This is a genomic window from Pseudoalteromonas sp. PS5 (assembly GCF_004103255.1).
GTDB lineage: Bacteria > Pseudomonadota > Gammaproteobacteria > Enterobacterales > Alteromonadaceae > Pseudoalteromonas > Pseudoalteromonas peptidolytica.
On sequence record NZ_RCSQ01000010.1, the window covers coordinates 43,836 to 60,436 of the forward strand.

The 16,601-nt window shown below is 45.7% G+C and carries 13 protein-coding genes; 4 read left to right on the plus strand and 9 right to left on the minus strand.

The features are described 5' to 3' along the window. Together D9603_RS01545 and D9603_RS01550 are read right to left on the minus strand one after the other, a co-directional pair. Window positions 1-5,226 (minus strand): non-ribosomal peptide synthetase, encoded by a 5,226-nt coding sequence (locus D9603_RS01545; protein ID WP_128729791.1) that lies wholly within the window; start codon window positions 5,224-5,226, stop codon window positions 1-3. A gap of 152 nt (window positions 5,227-5,378) precedes the next feature. Further along, complete coding sequence (locus D9603_RS01550; RefSeq protein WP_125251326.1) at window positions 5,379-5,582, minus strand: MbtH family NRPS accessory protein; 204 nt, start codon at window positions 5,580-5,582, stop codon at window positions 5,379-5,381. Between the two features lie 468 nt (window positions 5,583-6,050). Here D9603_RS01550 and D9603_RS01555 point away from each other — a divergent pair, with 468 nt between their 5' ends. Further along, window positions 6,051-6,563 (plus strand): sigma-70 family RNA polymerase sigma factor, encoded by a 513-nt coding sequence (locus D9603_RS01555; protein ID WP_125251325.1) that lies wholly within the window; start codon window positions 6,051-6,053, stop codon window positions 6,561-6,563. Between the two features lie 21 nt (window positions 6,564-6,584). Here D9603_RS01555 and D9603_RS01560 read toward each other — a convergent pair whose 3' ends face one another. Further along, window positions 6,585-7,022: a TerB family tellurite resistance protein gene (locus tag D9603_RS01560; RefSeq protein ID WP_128729806.1), complete on the minus strand. Its 438-nt coding sequence runs from the start codon at window positions 7,020-7,022 to the stop codon at window positions 6,585-6,587. Between the two features lie 54 nt (window positions 7,023-7,076). Here D9603_RS01560 and D9603_RS01565 point away from each other — a divergent pair, with 54 nt between their 5' ends. After that, a complete protein-coding gene (locus D9603_RS01565; protein ID WP_128729792.1) occupies window positions 7,077-7,451 on the plus strand; it encodes a hypothetical protein in 375 nt (124 codons plus the stop codon). Between the two features lie 79 nt (window positions 7,452-7,530). On the opposite strand, the gene D9603_RS01570 is transcribed toward D9603_RS01565, so the two are convergent. The 6 genes from D9603_RS01570 to fabR all read right to left on the minus strand — a co-directional run bounded on the left by D9603_RS01570 (window position 7,531) and on the right by fabR (window position 13,844). Then, complete coding sequence (locus tag D9603_RS01570) at window positions 7,531-8,121, minus strand: hypothetical protein (RefSeq protein WP_125251323.1); 591 nt, start codon at window positions 8,119-8,121, stop codon at window positions 7,531-7,533. Between the two features lie 86 nt (window positions 8,122-8,207). Further along, on the minus strand, window positions 8,208-8,807 hold the full coding sequence (gene leuD, locus D9603_RS01575) for a 3-isopropylmalate dehydratase small subunit (protein ID WP_128729793.1): 600 nt from the start codon (window positions 8,805-8,807) through the stop codon (window positions 8,208-8,210). Continuing rightward, window positions 8,804-10,207, minus strand: a complete 1,404-nt coding sequence (gene leuC, locus D9603_RS01580) for a 3-isopropylmalate dehydratase large subunit (protein WP_128729794.1) — start codon at window positions 10,205-10,207, stop codon at window positions 8,804-8,806. The genes leuD and leuC overlap by 4 nt, the downstream gene beginning before the upstream one ends. 15 nt (window positions 10,208-10,222) lie before the next feature. Further along, window positions 10,223-11,299, minus strand: coding sequence for a 3-isopropylmalate dehydrogenase (gene leuB, locus D9603_RS01585; protein WP_128729795.1), 1,077 nt, complete (start codon window positions 11,297-11,299; stop codon window positions 10,223-10,225). Further along, the gene (leuA, locus tag D9603_RS01590) at window positions 11,296-12,843 is read right to left on the minus strand and encodes a 2-isopropylmalate synthase (protein WP_128729796.1); all 1,548 of its coding nucleotides are present in this window, start codon (window positions 12,841-12,843) and stop codon (window positions 11,296-11,298) included. Before leuA ends, leuB begins: the two co-directional genes overlap by 4 nt. Before the next feature lie 377 nt (window positions 12,844-13,220). After that, window positions 13,221-13,844 carry an HTH-type transcriptional repressor FabR gene (fabR, locus tag D9603_RS01595; RefSeq protein ID WP_125251318.1) on the minus strand — a complete coding sequence of 208 codons (624 nt, stop codon included), beginning with the start codon at window positions 13,842-13,844 and terminating at the stop codon, window positions 13,221-13,223. A 124-nt stretch (window positions 13,845-13,968) separates the two neighbouring features. Here fabR and D9603_RS01600 point away from each other — a divergent pair, with 124 nt between their 5' ends. Continuing rightward, on the plus strand, window positions 13,969-15,096 hold the full coding sequence (locus D9603_RS01600; RefSeq protein WP_128729797.1) for a fatty acid desaturase: 1,128 nt from the start codon (window positions 13,969-13,971) through the stop codon (window positions 15,094-15,096). A gap of 35 nt (window positions 15,097-15,131) precedes the next feature. After that, window positions 15,132-16,568, plus strand: a complete 1,437-nt coding sequence (gene sthA, locus D9603_RS01605; RefSeq protein ID WP_125251316.1) for a Si-specific NAD(P)(+) transhydrogenase — start codon at window positions 15,132-15,134, stop codon at window positions 16,566-16,568. Window positions 16,569-16,601 lie beyond the last annotated feature (33 nt).

The following is a 16,601-nucleotide window of genomic DNA, read 5'->3' on the forward strand; positions in this document are numbered from 1 at the left end:
TTATGCTTCTCTTGATTTTCGCTTCTTGGCAGCAAAGGCATTCATGGCTTGCTTTTGTTTTTTACTATTTGGCGCGTTTGACGACGCAACTTGGGTGCTTGACTGACTGGTTAAATGAGCCGCTAAGCTGGCAATACTGGGGTATTGGAATAGATCCGTTAAGACTAATGATGGGTGATCTTGTTTTAGCTCATCGAAGATAGCCATTAACATCAATGAGTGACCGCCTGAGTCAAAGAAGTTTTGCTCCATGGCAATGGCATCTCGCTGTAGATGGCGCGCAAATACTTGCAGCAACTGTTGCTCTAGTGCACTTCCTGTTTGTTGTGATAACAGCGGTTCAACAGGTGTCGATTCGATGTTGGGAAGCTTATGACGCTCTAACTTCCCGCTATCAGAAAGCGGCAACTTATCAAGCACTTGGATCACATCTGGGATCATGTAATGAGGTAAATGCTGTTGCAATGCTTGCTTTAATTCAGACTCACAAGTGTGCTCAGCCTCAACAAATGCGACGAGACTGGCAGTGCCTTGACCTTCTCTGAGTTGAACCACGGCGTGATTGACCTGAGGCAACTTACTTAGTTGTGATTCGACTTCTGAAAGCTCGACGCGAAAACCTCTGATTTTCACTTGATGATCGCGACGACCAATATATGCTAACTGATCACCTTGCCACCGCACTAAGTCGCCCGTGGCATACATGCGAGCACCATCGTCTCTAAATGGATCAGCAATGAACTTACAAGCGGTAAGTGCACTTTGCTGCCAGTATCCGCGAGCAAGAATGTCACCACCAATGTAAAGCTCACCAACTTCACCATGGGGCACTAACTGTAATGCCGAATCTAAAACATAAAGCTGCCGCCCCTGAATTGCCGTACCTACAGGTACAGTCGTCGATGAGCCAAGTGTGCGACAATCAAACACACTGGCTTCAACCACTATTTCTGTTGGTCCATAGGTATTTAATAATTTCACATCGGCTAATCCAGCGGCACGCCAATCCTCAATGCCGCTAACAGACATGGCTTCACCACCAGAGTGAACTTGGCGTAGGTGAGGCAATACCAGCGCGCCATCACGCTTAGCTTGCTGTGCCCATGATGCAGCAATGGAACGCCAATAAGCAGCGCTGAGATCCATCACGCTAATATGATGACGCTTTGCTTGATGATACAAGGTTTGTGCATCCCACAGTGCGTCTTCTCTGAGCACTACTGTTGCGCCGACAGTCCAAGTTGGGAATACCTGCTCAACAAAGGCATCGAAATTGGCGGTTGCAAATTGCAGCACCACGTCATTCACTGTTAAGCCAATAAAGTCGATGGCCGATTCAATATATTTTGCCAATGCGTCATGCGCTATCGCGATACCTTTTGGTGTGCCCGTAGAGCCCGAGGTATAGTTCAAATACGCCACGGTATGCGGATTTGTAGCGCTAATTTCATTGCTGTTATCGCTATCCAAAGTCTCAAATAACTCAGCAGGAGTGTAAACGCCACCCGCACAAGTTATATTGACTTTGCTACCATCACTGATGAGCTTGCCACAGTTTGCATCCTTCAGCATGAACGCCAATTTAGCATCTGGGAAGTTCACATCTAATGGTAAATAACCCGCGCCGGCAAGCAGACACCCTAAGGTACAGGCTAACATCTCTGGTGTTCGTGGTAACAAAATACCAACGACCAGCTCTTCGTCACGGCCTGCTGTATTAAGCTGACGAGCTACGGCATGTGCCCGTTGCCACAACCAACTGTAGCTATAATTTTGGTCTCGATAAATAATGGCTGTTGCGTCTGGATTGGTGTTGGCATGATGTGCCAATTGTGCCAGCCACGAAGGTGTTGCTTCGCCGCTCGCTTTACCTTGACCCAACGCTAATAACTCAGCAGGCTGTTTTACCGTCGTCAGCTCCGCGATTGCTTTTTGTGGCGCTTGAGTAACATGCTCAAGTACCGTCAACCAACTTTGTATAAAGGTCTGCATTTGCGCGTCTGAAAATAGCGCACTGTTGTATTGCAGCTCGATATCAAGGTGACCGTCATCAAACAATTTTGAGTCTACACTAAAGTCAAACTGCGCTTGCTGATTGAGTGCCTCTACACCTTCAGCACGCAGTGATGTACATGCACCCCATGGGTTCGCTTGGTATTCCACATGGTTCAGCATGAACTGGAATAATGGGTTTTTCCCCAATTGGCGCTCTGGGTTTAGCACTTCAACTAACTTTTCAAACGGATAGTCTTGATGTTGCTGCGCCTCAAGGGCACGCTGTTTAACCTGTGCTAGCACTTCAGTGAATGACATCGCAGGCTGAATATGTGCACTGATCACTTGGGTGTTGACAAAAAAGCCCAACATTTCTTGAGTAGCGGCACTACGACGGTTTGCAATCGGGACGCCAATTCTTGGCTTGGCCTTGGCGTATAGGCGATAAAACGTGACTTGCAAGGACGCCAACAACAGCATATACAAACTGGCACCTTGTTGATGAGCGAAAGCCTGAAGTTGCTGCACCTGACGATACTCGACTCGTTCGCCAAGTAGCGCCGACGCAGGCTCTGCTAAGCTATTGCCATACTGCGGTGTAATAAGTTCCTCATCCCCATCACCTGACAACTGAGCCAGCCAGTATGCTTTTTGCTGCAAAGCTTCTGCGCTTTCAAGCCAATCTTGCTGCCACTGAGCGAAATCACCATATTGCAATAACGGGAGTGCTTGCGCTGTCTCCACCCCGTCTTCCAAAGCTTGATAAGCCTCAGCGATTTGTTTAAGTAGCAGTTCAAATGACCACGCATCACCAACGATATGGTGCATTGCAATCAGTAATCTATGCTGCTGTGGCGCAACTTTTATCAGTGCTACTCTGAAGCACTCTCCCTCTGCAAGTGCGAAAGGTGTGCGATACCACTTTGCTATCCACTGCGACTGTATATCTTGCATGCACAGTGATAAATCTTCTTCACACCAAACCATGTCAAGAGAAGACGCTGACTGTCGCCACATACCATCACGACTTTTAATAAATTGCTGTCGCAAGATAGGATGGCGTTCAAATACTGTACTACATGCCTGCTGAATATGCGCATTGGACAAGGCGCCGGTTAACGTAGTTTTTGCACCAATATGATAGGCATTACTGTCTGGCTGTAATTGCCAAAGGAATAGTTGCCGTTGCTGCTGAGCACTCAATGGATAATCTGTTTGTTGAGACGGCTGCAATTGTATTTGCGTGCTGAGTTGCGCTTTGTTTTGTTTTACGAACTCGCAAAATGCACCAAATTCTGGTGCGGTGAACAAACAAGTGGTGTCTAATTGACAATCAAACTGGGTTTGTATCGCAGCAATTAAGCGCACCGCTTTGAGTGAGTTCCCGCCCAACGAGAAAAAGTTTGCTTTATCGCTTGTGACTGGATAGTTGAGCACTTGCTGCCACAGTTGGGCAATGGTCAATTCAAAATCAGACCACTTTTCAGTGCCACACTCCGCCATAGTGAGATTGCGCAGCGCTTCGCTATCAAATGCCCCATACGGTACCAACCGTTCACGTTGATACAGTTTGAGACAGGCACTACGTTGTAGTTTGCCACTGGAGGTTTTCGGTAACGTGCCTTGATCTAGTAACAGCACTAACTCGGGACTATGTCCGAATTGGGTACTTACAAAGTTTCTGATAACTTCTGCGGTGTGTTCAGCCGCAACTGAGTTGCGGTAACTATTACTGGTTTCAATCGCAAGACCGATCCCTTCACCCGTTTGGGCACTGGGTACCGGAAACGCTGAGACTCGACCTTTGCGTACAAAGTTTAGTTCCGCCTCAATGATCCTTTCTATATCTTGCGGATAAACGTTGTGACCATTCATAATGATCAGGTCTTTTTCTCGTCCAGAAATAAACAACTGACCATCATAGATGTAACCGACATCACCGGTTCTTAACCAACGCTTACCGTCCAATTCTACAAATGTTGCCTGTGTCGCAGCTTCATTTTGCCAATACCCTACAGCGATGCTTGGGCCTGCGGTCCATATTTCGCCAATTTCACCATCATCAAGACGCTGCTGTGTATGCGGGTCGCTAATACGCAAAAAATGCTCGCTGGCAACCACACCACATCCAACCTGATGGCGGTATTGCGCGGTATTTCGCCAATCCTGGCTCGGCACCTCAGTTGCTTTTCCTGCTGCCAGTGCTTCGCTATCAAATGCAGCAACATATGCCCCCTGTCCTGCGTGACTACCTGTCACCATCAGGGTACCCTCGGCAAGACCGTAGCAAGGGTAAATGGCTTGCTTGTCCAACCCACATACAGCAAAGCACTCTGCAAAATCAATCAAGGTGTCATGCCGGATAGGCTCAGCGCCTGAAAAAGCAACCCGCCAATGACTAAGATCTAACGTTTCCATTACCTGTGGTTTGATGCGCTCTAAGCATAAGCGAAATGAAAAGTCAGGCCCGCCAGAAATCGTTCCTTTGTACTGACTCAGTAACTGCAACCACCTCACTGGTCGTTCCATAAAGTAACGAGGTGACGTCAATACCAGCGGATAACCAACAAAGAGTGGCTGTAGCAGGCCGCCAATTAGTCCCATATCATGAAACAGCGGCAACCAACTAATCATGACGTCATCAGCGGTTGTGGCCATTCGCTCGCAAATAACGCGCTCATTGGCAATCAAGTTTTCATGGCTGACCATAACACCTTTCGGAGCAGCAGTAGAGCCTGAGGTATATTGCAAAAAAGCAATGTCACTTGGTGCAACGTCAGCGCGCTCGGCTTTGCCATCAAATGGCGCAAGCGTATCAACACTCAACATAGAAGCATCGGGAGTTTGTGATGTCAGCGCTTGCACCGTGTCGCTAAAACGTGATGTGGTCAGGATCAAAGTCGCACTGGCGTCTTTAGCAATCCCTATTGTTCGCGCTAGGTGTTGTGGTTTTGTTGACTCTGGAGGAAAACTGGGAATAGCGGTGATCCCACAGTATTGGCACGCTAAAAAGCTGGCTACATATTCAATGCCGGTTTCCATCAAGATTAGCGCTCTGTCGCCTATCTTTGCATGATGTTGAAAGTGACCTGCAAGAGACATTACCTTGTCTAGTAATGCTTGATAACTCCACTGTGTGGTTGCTTTGCGTTCGACACATACTAACGCAAGTTGCTCAGGTTGAGCTTCGGCATGGCGCGCAAGGTAGTCTGTAATGGTAATGGCAGACATAGATTACTCCGAGGATCTCCGATGTTTATAGCAGCACATGGCTAATTGAAAACGCTTGCTAACGAACAAAATTGGACAATATGGGCTCAATGATGAAACCTAAATTCCATAAACCCATCGACATTAAATAGATTAAAAAAGAATGCGGATGATTAACTAGAAGATGCCTGACGCAAGCTCAGCGGTCTCATATCCACCCAGTGTTCGTTGATAAAATCAAGGCAAGTCTGCTTATCTCCTTCGCAGCCAGCTTCTTGCCATCCTCCAGGGATAGTTTTATAACTTGGCCATAAAGAGTACTGTTCCTCATGATTTATCAATACTTTAAATGTGCAATTCTCATTATCAAAGCTCATAACTTTTCACCCAGACTGTAAATAAACTAAGTTGCTAGCAATGACGCCTCACGGACAAAATTATTTAGTTTTATTTATTCGTTAATACTGTGCTGCCTCACAGCCCAGTTAACACAAAAGATCAAATAGAAACCTTGAATCAAAATAAAAAACACATTAATAACATTAACTTTTAGTATTAATCACACTGCATTCACGGCGAATAACCCACTATTTTCTCTATGACTCACGGGCCATAATGGATACAAAAATTCATTTACCTGCTTTAAAAACAACAAGTTAGAAATTAATTTATCTACCTCCCCAGCTGAATACCCAAAACAAATACTTTTGTTAATTTGAAGAAAAAACAATACACAAAAAGTAAACTTTTCACTTGACATGGCTCCCAGATAAAAAATAGAATAACTGATAATTATTATCATTTGCATTGTTGTTATTTTTGGAATACTTAAGGAGTAAGTCGCTGTGTCTCAATTTGCGCTAAAATGGTCGCGTGTTATTTCTGAAAACGAATCAAAATTACTTGTGTACCTAAGCAGTATTTTGCGCTGTCCATATTTGGCAGAAGATGCCCTGCAGGATACTTATATTAGATTGGCTGGTATGTCTAATTGTCAAAACCTAGCAGTTAAAAATGCAACAAGCTTTTGTTATCAAGTAGCAAGAAATATCGCCATTGATATGCTCAGAAAGTTTAACCGTGAAAATATTGTGGATATTGAGGCAGGTCATCTAGAGCAACTTACCGATCAGCAGGTCGATCTTGAAGCAAAATATGAGAATGAACAGCTGAGCGGAAAAATCAATGAAACGATTGGAAAGCTCTCAAGACGCCACCAAAACATTCTCTCCTTTTATCGTAATGGTCGGCTAAAGCAAAAAGAGATTGCCAGCCTTTATAAAATCTCTCCAACTTTAGTCAACTTTATGATCAAAGAGGCAATCAGCAGCTGCCAAACAGAGTTAGTCAGTCATTAATGGCAAAAGCAGCGAATTAGCCTAAGGTTTAGCTCTGAGCTTAGCGGCAATAAAATCGGCATGTGCAACGTAAAATAAACCGGCAATTTTACGAATAATATGGTCTTCATGACTGTCTAGCTCGCCATCTGCATATGCCACATGCCACAGCAGCTCTATTACCTCGATGCGCTCTACATCATTGGTATGGTTGTTTATCTGTTTAGCAAATGAGTACATGTCCACTGCATGCTCGACCAACTGCTGCGCCTCATCAATAAGGGTTGTGACTTGAGCCTGTGGTAATTCACAACGCGTTTTTAGCAGCTCTGCGATTTTATCGAACTCTGATTGCTGCAACTTACCGTCCGCTCGCATTACCTCCACCAATAACGCAGCTAAAGCAGTATTAAAATCGAGCTCTTCTTTTGAAGCGGTTTCTTGCAAGCTTTGGAACAGCTTTTTTAGTTGGTTAAGCAAGTTGCTCATCTCCTATGTGATATACTATGAATGTAGCAGATTAAAAGGATAGTTATGCCTAAGTTATCATTAAGAGCAAGCGCGTTAAAGCTAAGTTCTCTAACAGTGGGTGTAGCATTACTTAGCGCATGTCAATACACTCAGGTGCCAAAAGGTGAGGCTGAGAAACACTATGATTTTGACCATAAAGTCCATTATGAGCAAATCACTTATAGTGATACCTACTTTAAACTGGCTATAAAGCCTGATAGTTATGCACACTTCAGGCAGCAAAGTGTGTTCTTGCTACGTCACGCAAAGCGCTTATGCCAAGGTGCTCATCCACAAGTGACATTACTCAGTGGTGTACAAGATTTTGACAGGCTCCCATTAGAGCCAAGACCCTATCAAAATGATTTAACAGTTGAAATAAAGTGTGTGGCAAGGTAATCACACACTTTACTTTCCACGCTTTATTGCATAGTTAACCTAATCTTCGAATAGTTAGTATTACAACTCAGCGCTGAACTTAGTCTTTATATCCCCATGGTGCTTTTGGTGCAGTCACCGGCTTCGTTAAATCAAAGTCGACACGAAACTCTCTTCCCTCACGAACTAAGCGATAGGTGAACTGCTCTGGGTAAATATACATTTGCCATGTATTCCCTACGGATTGAGGGATCCCTTGCTGGATGAATAACTGTTTTGAGTATTCATCCGCTGGAAACGACTGCACTGTGTTATACCCTGCATCTAAGGTATGCCCACCATACATAGTAGAAACATCATCGCTACCATCTTCATGACGGTGGTCGTGCTTTAGGCTCAAACCGCTGCCTGTTTTGGTGATGATCCACGTCCTTGACGCATCTTTACCTACATGAAACGGTACCTGAAGCTCAGTATCGCTGCATTTGCGTACGTGCATCACAAGGCGCGCATCGCTAAAGCTGCTGGGACCTTGATTATCTACTGTTACTTTACCTTCATAAGCTTTGCCACAATGCGCTTTGATACTATCGAAAAACGCATCATGACTAGGAATTGAAACCAGCGGGGCTGGACGCGCAAAAGCTGCGCAACTCAAGGTCGTGAGTAGCGCGAAAGTTAATTTTTTCATTGGAGACACCTAAAACAAATAAAGCCAGAGCTTAATCAGCTTCTGGCTTGGTGGCAAAATTATTCGACCAAATTGAGTAACAAGTATTATTGCCAAGGTCTTGTCGTGGCCAGCTGCTGCTCAAACGCATCAATTTGGGCATTCAATAATTCGGTCTCACCAATAAAATCAAGGCCACTCAAAAGCCGTGCTTTAATGTCTTCTCGCACCTCAAAGTCAATTGGCGTAATACCTGTTCCGCTTACCTGCTGCGCTTCTAGGTCAATACTCAAATGCACTTGTGATTGTTGCTCACATGCGTCGAAAAGCGTATCTAGCGTACTGGCTGGTAGCGCAATGCAAAGCATCTGATTATTGCCACAGTTGTTAAAGAAAATATCTGCAAAGCTCTCGGCTAAGATCACAGTAAAGCCATATTGTTTAAGTGCCCAAGGAGCATGCTCACGAGATGAGCCACAACCAAAGTTATCGCGTGTTAATAAAATTGATGCCCCTTGATACTGTGGGTAATTTAACACAAAGTCCGGATCTGGCTGGCCGTCTTCAAGATAGCGCCAGTCATAAAATAGCGCTTTGTCGAAGCCGTCACGACTGGTTGAAGTTAAAAACTGCTTGGGAATGATTTGGTCCGTATCAACATTATTTTTGTCTAGTGGCGCAACTAGGCCCTTGTGAAACACGCTCATGACGCCTCTCCTCGAATATCAGTAAAGTGACCTGCTATTGCTGCTGCGGCAGCCATTGCTGGACTCACCAAGTGCGTACGACCGCCTCGCCCTTGGCGCCCTTCAAAGTTACGGTTTGAGGTTGAAGCACAGCGCTTTTCTGCACCAAGGCGATCGTCATTCATCGCCAAGCACATCGAGCAGCCCGGTTCGCGCCACTCAAATCCCGCCGCTTTAAAAATATCGGCTAAGCCCTCTTGTTCGGCTTGCTGCTTTACCAAGCCAGATCCCGGGACAATAAGCGCTTCAACACCTGCTGCTACGCGTTTACCCGCTACCACTTGTGCCGCAGCGCGTAAGTCTTCAATCCGGCTATTGGTGCAAGAGCCAATAAATACAGTATCAATTTTGGCATCGCTTAGCCTTTGCCCTGCTGTGAGGCCCATATATTTCAGCGCGCTGCGCATCGCATCTGCTTTAACTAAATTAGGTTCATCGTCAGGGTTTGGGACTAAGTCATTAATCCCAATGACTTGCTCTGGGCTTGTTCCCCACGTTACTTGAGGTTGCACGCTATCAGCGTCTAACTCCACGACACGATCAAATTCAGCATCCGAGTCACTATGCAACGTTTGCCAGTAGCGCACCGCAGCATCAAAGTCTTCGCCTTGAGGTGAAAATGGACGCCCACGTAAATATTCAAATGTCTTTTCATCAGGTGCGATGAGCCCTGCCTTCGCCCCCATTTCAATACTCATATTACAGAGCGTCATTCGCGCTTCCATTGACAGTGCTTCAATGCCTGTGCCACAAAATTCAGCCACATAACCCGTGCCACCAGCTGTGCCTAATTGCCCAATCACAGCGAGGATCAAGTCTTTTGCAGTCACGGTCGGGCGCAATACGCCATTCACTTGAATCTTTAACGATTTGGCTTTTTTCTGTTGTAATGTTTGTGTTGCCAGCACGTGTTCAACTTCTGATGTACCAATACCATGAGCCAGCGCCCCAAATGCGCCATGTGTTGAAGTATGACTATCACCACACACTATGGTTGTGCCTGGCAAAGTGATCCCCTGCTCCGGCCCCATTACGTGTACTATGCCTTGGTTAATCGAGTTTAAGTCATACAGTACAATACCAAACTCTTCACAGTTTTGTGCCAAGGCTTGTAGCTGGTTTTTACTCACATCACTGGCTGCATCAAGTGAGCGACTTTTAGTTGATACATTATGATCCATCGTTGCAAAAGTTTTATGTGGACAACGCACGGAGCGGTTTTGCTCCTTCAATCCAGCGAACGCCTGCGGTGAAGTAACTTCGTGTACAAGGTGACGGTCGATGTACAGCAGATCCGTTTGTTCATTTAAATTGGCAACTACATGGGATTGCCAAATTTTATCGTATAATGTTTTTGCCACTTGCTCTTACCCTTATTAGACCCTATCGACGATCGCTTGTGCGACATCCATTGTAGTAAACCCACCTTGCGGGTAGATGTCAGGTGTGCCCACACCATCTTTCACTGCCTCTGCTACCGCCTTTTCAATTGCCCGCGCGGCTTCGTCTTGCCCCAAGGAATAACGCAGCATCAACGCAGCACTTAAGATTTGTGCAATAGGATTAGCCACGCCTTTACCGGCGATATCTGGCGCTGATCCACCCGCAGGCTCATATAAACCAAAGCCTGACTGGTTTAAACTGGCCGAGGGTAATAACCCCATGGAACCCGTGATCATTGCACATTCATCAGAAAGGATGTCACCGAACAGGTTATCGCACAATAGGACATCAAACTGGCTAGGTTGCTTGACTAGCTGCATCGCAGCATTGTCGATATAAATGTGATCAAGCGCCACATCTGGGTATTCTTTCGCCACGTCATTGACCACTTCACGCCACAACACACTAGTTGCAAGTACATTCGCTTTATCCACTGACGTCACGTGATTATTTCTGAGCCTTGCAGCATCAAACGCAAAACGGGCGATGCGTTCGATTTCTTTGCGCGAGTAGGTTTGCGTATCAAACGCTGATTCGTCTTCGTCTTTACCTTGGCGACCTTTGTCGCCAAAATAGATCCCGCCAGTAAGCTCACGGACGCATAAAATATCAAAACCTTGTTGGCTAATGTCACTGCGCAGTGGCGAGGCAGCGCTCAATGCGGGTAATAGCTGCGCAGGACGCAGGTTACAAAAAAGCTGGAAGTGCTTTCTAAGCGGTAATAAAGATGCCCGTTCTGGCTGCTCATTCGGTGGCAGATGCTCCCACTTTGGCCCACCGACAGAACCAAATAAAATAGCATCAGCGGCTTCACATGCAGCTAATGTTGCTGCTGGTAAGGCTTCGCCAAACGCATCAATAGCCGCGCCACCAATCGCTTGCGCCGACTTATCTAAAGTAAAGTTGAACTTAGTCGCCACTTTATCCAATACTAGCTCAGCGGCTTGCATCACCTCTGGACCGATTCCATCACCTGCCAGTACTGCTACCTTATAGCTTGCTTGACTCATCCTGCTTTCCTTTGTTGTTTAAGACTTGACACTTTTTGTGCTCTATCGATTAGGTTATATACTCGGATCATCGCTCTTACCGATGCCTCTACGATGTCAGAAGCAAGCCCTACGCCGTGATACTGCTTGCCATCAAATTTCGCAATGATATTCACTTGGCCTAGTGCACTGGCGCCCTGACTAGTTGCATCTAAGTTATATTCCACAACTTCAATCGCCATATTTGTGATCCGTTCAATAGCCAAAAATGCCGCTTCCACCGGACCATTACCTGTTGCCGCTTCTTGCTTAAGCTCCCCATTGATTGTGACTCCAACCGTGGCGCTGGCGATAGATTGCGAGTTAGATGAAGCGTTAACGAACTGCAATTGGTAGCGCTCATCTTTATCTTTGATCTGATTGAAGTAAATCATCGCTTCTAGGTCATAGTCATAAACCGTACCCTTTTGGTCAGCTAACGCTAAGAAGCTGTCATATAGGCTATCCATATCGTAGTCTGACTGTTGATAACCAAGTTCACTGAGGCGGTGTTCAATCACGTGACGACCCGAGCGAGACGTCATATTTAGCTGGTTACTCGGTACGCCTACCGTTTCAGGTGCCATGATTTCGTATGTATTTTGTGCTTTTAGCACGCCGTCTTGATGAATACCGGAGCTGTGTGCAAACGCATTTTCACCGACAATTGCTTTATTCGGTTGTACCGGCATATTGCAAATTTTAGCGACCTGACGTGATGCCCGGTAGATTTCTTCACTACGAATATCGGTATGAACTTTTAGGTGGTCTTGACGCATCTTCATGATCATCGCCACCTCTTCTAGTGAACAGTTCCCCGCACGCTCACCAATACCATTGATAGTACATTCAATTTGCCTTGCACCTGCTTGTACCGCAGCGATAGAGTTTGCTACCGCAAGCCCCAAATCGTTATGGCAATGTACACTTAATCTTGCTTTGTCTATGTTAGGTACATTATGGCGAATATGGTGGATCATCGCGGCATACTCATCGGGCGTCACGTAACCAACGGTATCAGGCAAGTTAATCGTAGAGGCGCCAGCATTTATTGCAGCTTCAACAATCCGACACAGATCTGGATAAGGGGTACGGCCAGCATCCTCACAAGAAAACTCAACATCATCGGTGTACTTTCTGGCCTGAGAAATGGCGTTAATCGCCATGTTAGTCGCGTCATCTAAGCTCATTCTTAACTTATGCTCTAGATGCAGTGGGCTGGTTGCAATAAACGTATGGATACGACGCTGCTCTGCGCCTTTTAAGGCTTCACCACAGGCGTCAATGTCTTTTGCCACAGCACGGGCTAGGCCGCAAATTGCAGGTCCTCTTACTTCTTTGGCGATGCGCTGCACGGCACGAAAATCCGCGGGGCTGGATACTGGAAAACCCACTTCCATCACATCCACATTGAGCCGACTAATGGTATGCGCCAGTTGTATTTTATCTTCTTCGGTTAAGCTGGCCTTTAGTGCCTGCTCACCATCCCTTAACGTTGTATCGAAAATCCAAACTTTATCTTGCATACCCTTATCCTCAGCCAAAAAAAACCCCGCAAGTGCGGGGTGTCTACAGTAAATGTCGCTCAATTCGCGCAATTACACCCCACCCCTGTGGTTTACCAGTAGGAGGTTAAGAAGGAGTGACAAACGCGCTGTTAGTTTCATTGAGCTAGGTGTTCCTGTTGATGAATTAGTTATGTTTTAACATGCTTCAAAAGTGACAATCAAGCATAAATTATCCATCAAAACTGACTTCAAAATATATAAAATAAAAATTTAAGTCTAAAAAAAGCACTTCATAGACAATATCTTTCAATTTAAGAGAGAAATACAGATAGTATATGAAATGAACAGGGTAATTTTGAATTTTAATTACAAGCAAAAAAATAGCCTATGCAAGGCTATTTTTTGGGCGGCTCTGGGTGCTTCGCATATCCTGAAGCACCTTTTGCGATATACCTCAGTTGCCACTTCAGGCGCTCGGTAAGTTCTGCACGTTGTTGTGAGTCTTGATCTAAGGCCTCTGCACCTGAGCTAAATACCAAAGTGACCATAGCCTCAGCTTGCATATGAGCGTGATGCGCATCCACCCTAGTCTCAGTCTCTAAGTAATGTGCAAGCTCAAGTATAAAGTGCTTTATCTCTCGTGCCACCGCAGCACGGAATGCCGGTGAGGTGCCAGAGCGTTCACGTAGTAACAACCGGAACTGGTTACTCGACTGCTCAATAAACTCCATAAAAGTATAAACAGACGTATTAATAACGCTACCGCCTTTGGCAATGCGGCGTCTTGCCTGTCGCATTAATTGCCGCAGGGTTAAGCCAGCTTCATCCACCATAGTTAAGCCAAGCTCGTTCATATCTTTAAAGTGGCGGTAAAAAGAAGTGGGTGCGATACCAGCCTCTCTTGCAACCTCACGCAGGCTCAAATTAGAGAAACTATGCTCCGCACTCAGCTGGTTAAATGCCGCTTCGATAAGCGCTTGACGAGTCTTCTGTTTTTGTTGGGCACGGACACCTGTCATGGACTTTCCCCAATTCGCTTCGAAAATAAGAACAATAAAGCGCAGTCTAAACCTTGACGCAGCAAGAATGAAATACTATTTTAGCGTACAGTTGTACGCTGAAATAAGATTTTGAGACTGACTGATGAAAAAACCTCCCATTTTATGGACCAATGTGCTGTTTTTTAGCTTATCGTTTCTGGCAGCCGTTACTTTGGTTCCTTGGTATGGCTTCGAATACGGTTATACCACCAGCCACTGGCTAGCATTTATTGCCTGCATGTTCTACGCAGGCCTTTCAATTACAGCAGGTTATCACCGCTTGTGGGCACATAAAGCCTACGATGCACACCCTGTTATTCAAATTATCTTTGCGCTAGGCGGTGCATTTGCGCTACAAAACAGCGCATTACACTGGAGTAGTGATCATCGAATTCATCACGGCCAAGTTGATGATCCCGTTAAAGACCCTTATGCCGCAACTCGAGGCTTTTGGTATAGCCATATTGGTTGGATGCTACGCGACTATCAAGGCGACAGCTATGGTGATTACAGCAACGCACGCGATTTACAGCGCAATCGGATTGTTATGTGGCAGCATAAACATTATATGAAATTGGTATTACTAACCAATATTGGTATTCCGCTCACGCTGGGCTTATTGCTAGGTAATGTTATCGGTATGCTGCTACTCGCAGGTGTGCTGAGATTAGTGCTTAGTCAACACTTTACCTTTTTTATCAATTCACTGGCACACATCTGGGGAAGCCGTCCATATACAGAGAAAAATACCGCAAGAGACAACGGCTTTTTAGCATTGTTTACTTATGGTGAGGGCTACCACAATTTTCACCATATTTTTGCAAGTGACTACCGTAACGGTATTCGCTGGTATCACTACGATCCGACTAAATGGCTGATCCGTACCTTTGCGGCGCTCGGGCTTGCCAGCAAGCTAAAACGAACGCCGATAGAGCGTATCGAGAAAGCCAAAGCAGAAACGCTACTAAATAAAACGAAAGTTAGCCTCGCAAAATTGCCTTTAGCGCAAGATAAGCTTACATTGTTACAACAAGAGTATGATTTGCTTCTGAAAAAGCTTCAAAACTACTGTGCGGTGCAAAAGCAAGTACTTGAAGCAAAGAAAGCAGCCGTACGTGCACAATGCGAACACTCCGCATTAATGCAACAATATAAAGAGTTAGAACAAGCTTGGGAAAGTCAAAAACAAGCTTGGATTGCACTGAACTCGAGGCTTCTGAAAACGGCATAACACTCAGCGGCCTCAACAATGATAAGGGTGAGGCCGTGAGCAAAAAAGCCACAGAAAAAACAAAAAGTATTCCAGATTCCTATCAATATGACGCCATAATCATAGGCACAGGCCCAGGTGGCGAGGGCGCCGCCATGAACCTCTCAAAAAGTGGCAAAAAAGTCGCTGTCATCGAGCGTCAACATGCTGTTGGTGGTGGCTGTGTTCACTGGGGTACTATTCCTTCCAAGGCACTGCGCCACTCCGTCAGCCGCCTGATTGAATACAAAGCCAATCCCTTATACCGTTTTACCGAGCGTCCGCAGCGCCATACGTTTCAAGACATATTGCACCATGCGAGTGATGTCATTTCCAAACAATCCACGCTGCGCTCAAGCTTTTATGGCCGTAATCGTATTCATTTATTCCAAGGTGACGCCAGCTTTATCGATGCCCACACGGTTCAAGTTCTGCACCAAGATGGCTCACAGGAACTCTTAACCGCTCATACCATTGTCATCGCGACAGGTTCGCGGCCATATCGCCCACCAGGCGTAGACTTCACCCACCCTAGAGTGTATGACAGCGATACTATTTTAAGTTTAGAGCACAACCCGCAGCGCGTATTGATCTATGGCGCTGGCGTTATCGGTTGTGAATATGCCTCTATTTTTAAAGGGCTTGGGGCAAAGGTAGATCTGATAAATACCCGCGACCGCCTTTTGGCCTTTATGGATGCAGAGATTTCAGATGCGCTAAGCTATCACTTCTGGAATAACGGTATTGTTATTCGACACAACGAAGAATTTGCCAAAGTAGAAACCCATGAGAAAGGCGTGATTGTTCACCTGCAATCCGGAAAAAAGGTTCGGGCAGATTGTATCTTATGGGCCAATGGTCGCTCAGGAAACACTGAGACGCTAAACCTAGAAAGCGTTGGATTGAAGGCAGATAGCCGTGGACAACTCAAAGTCAATGAACATTACCAAACAGAAGTCGATAATATTTTTGCAGTGGGTGATGTGATTGGTTATCCAAGCCTAGCCAGTGCCGCATTTGACCAAGGGCGTATTGCTGCCAATGCGATTGTGCATGGAGCGTGCGATGACCGTTTGATCACTGATATTCCAACGGGCATATATACTATTCCAGAAATGAGCTCAGTAGGTAAAACAGAGCAAGAGCTAACTGCTGCTCGCATTCCTTATGAAGTAGGTCGTGCACAATTTAAACACTTGGCGCGCGCCCAGATAACAGGCACTGAAGTGGGTAGTTTAAAAATTTTATTCCATGCTGAGAGCAAAGAAATACTCGGCATCCACTGCTTCGGTGAGCGCGCTTCTGAAATTATTCATATCGGCCAAGCGATTATGGAACAAAAGGGTGCAGGCAATAACATAGAGTATTTTATCAACACCACATTTAACTACCCAACCATGGCGGAAGCCTATCGTGTTGCGGCGCTAAATGGGATCAACCGCCTGCTGGATTAGTTAAAACAAGCGTGACGTGTAGCACATCACGCT

Bases quoted from the DNA above. Each gene is read 5' to 3' on its own strand.
- D9603_RS01545 (WP_128729791.1), bottom strand. From the start codon at position 5,226: ATGTCTGCCATTACCATTACAGACTACCTTGCGCGCCATGCCGAAGCT.
- D9603_RS01550 (WP_125251326.1), bottom strand. From the start codon at position 5,582: ATGAGCTTTGATAATGAGAATTGCACATTTAAAGTATTGATAAATCAT.
- D9603_RS01565 (WP_128729792.1), top strand. From the start codon at position 7,077: ATGCCTAAGTTATCATTAAGAGCAAGCGCGTTAAAGCTAAGTTCTCTA.
- D9603_RS01570 (WP_125251323.1), bottom strand. From the start codon at position 8,121: ATGAAAAAATTAACTTTCGCGCTACTCACGACCTTGAGTTGCGCAGCT.
- leuD (WP_128729793.1), bottom strand. From the start codon at position 8,807: ATGAGCGTGTTTCACAAGGGCCTAGTTGCGCCACTAGACAAAAATAAT.
- leuB (WP_128729795.1), bottom strand. From the start codon at position 11,299: ATGAGTCAAGCAAGCTATAAGGTAGCAGTACTGGCAGGTGATGGAATC.
- leuA (WP_128729796.1), bottom strand. From the start codon at position 12,843: ATGCAAGATAAAGTTTGGATTTTCGATACAACGTTAAGGGATGGTGAG.
- fabR (WP_125251318.1), bottom strand. From the start codon at position 13,844: ATGACAGGTGTCCGTGCCCAACAAAAACAGAAGACTCGTCAAGCGCTT.
- D9603_RS01600 (WP_128729797.1), top strand. From the start codon at position 13,969: ATGAAAAAACCTCCCATTTTATGGACCAATGTGCTGTTTTTTAGCTTA.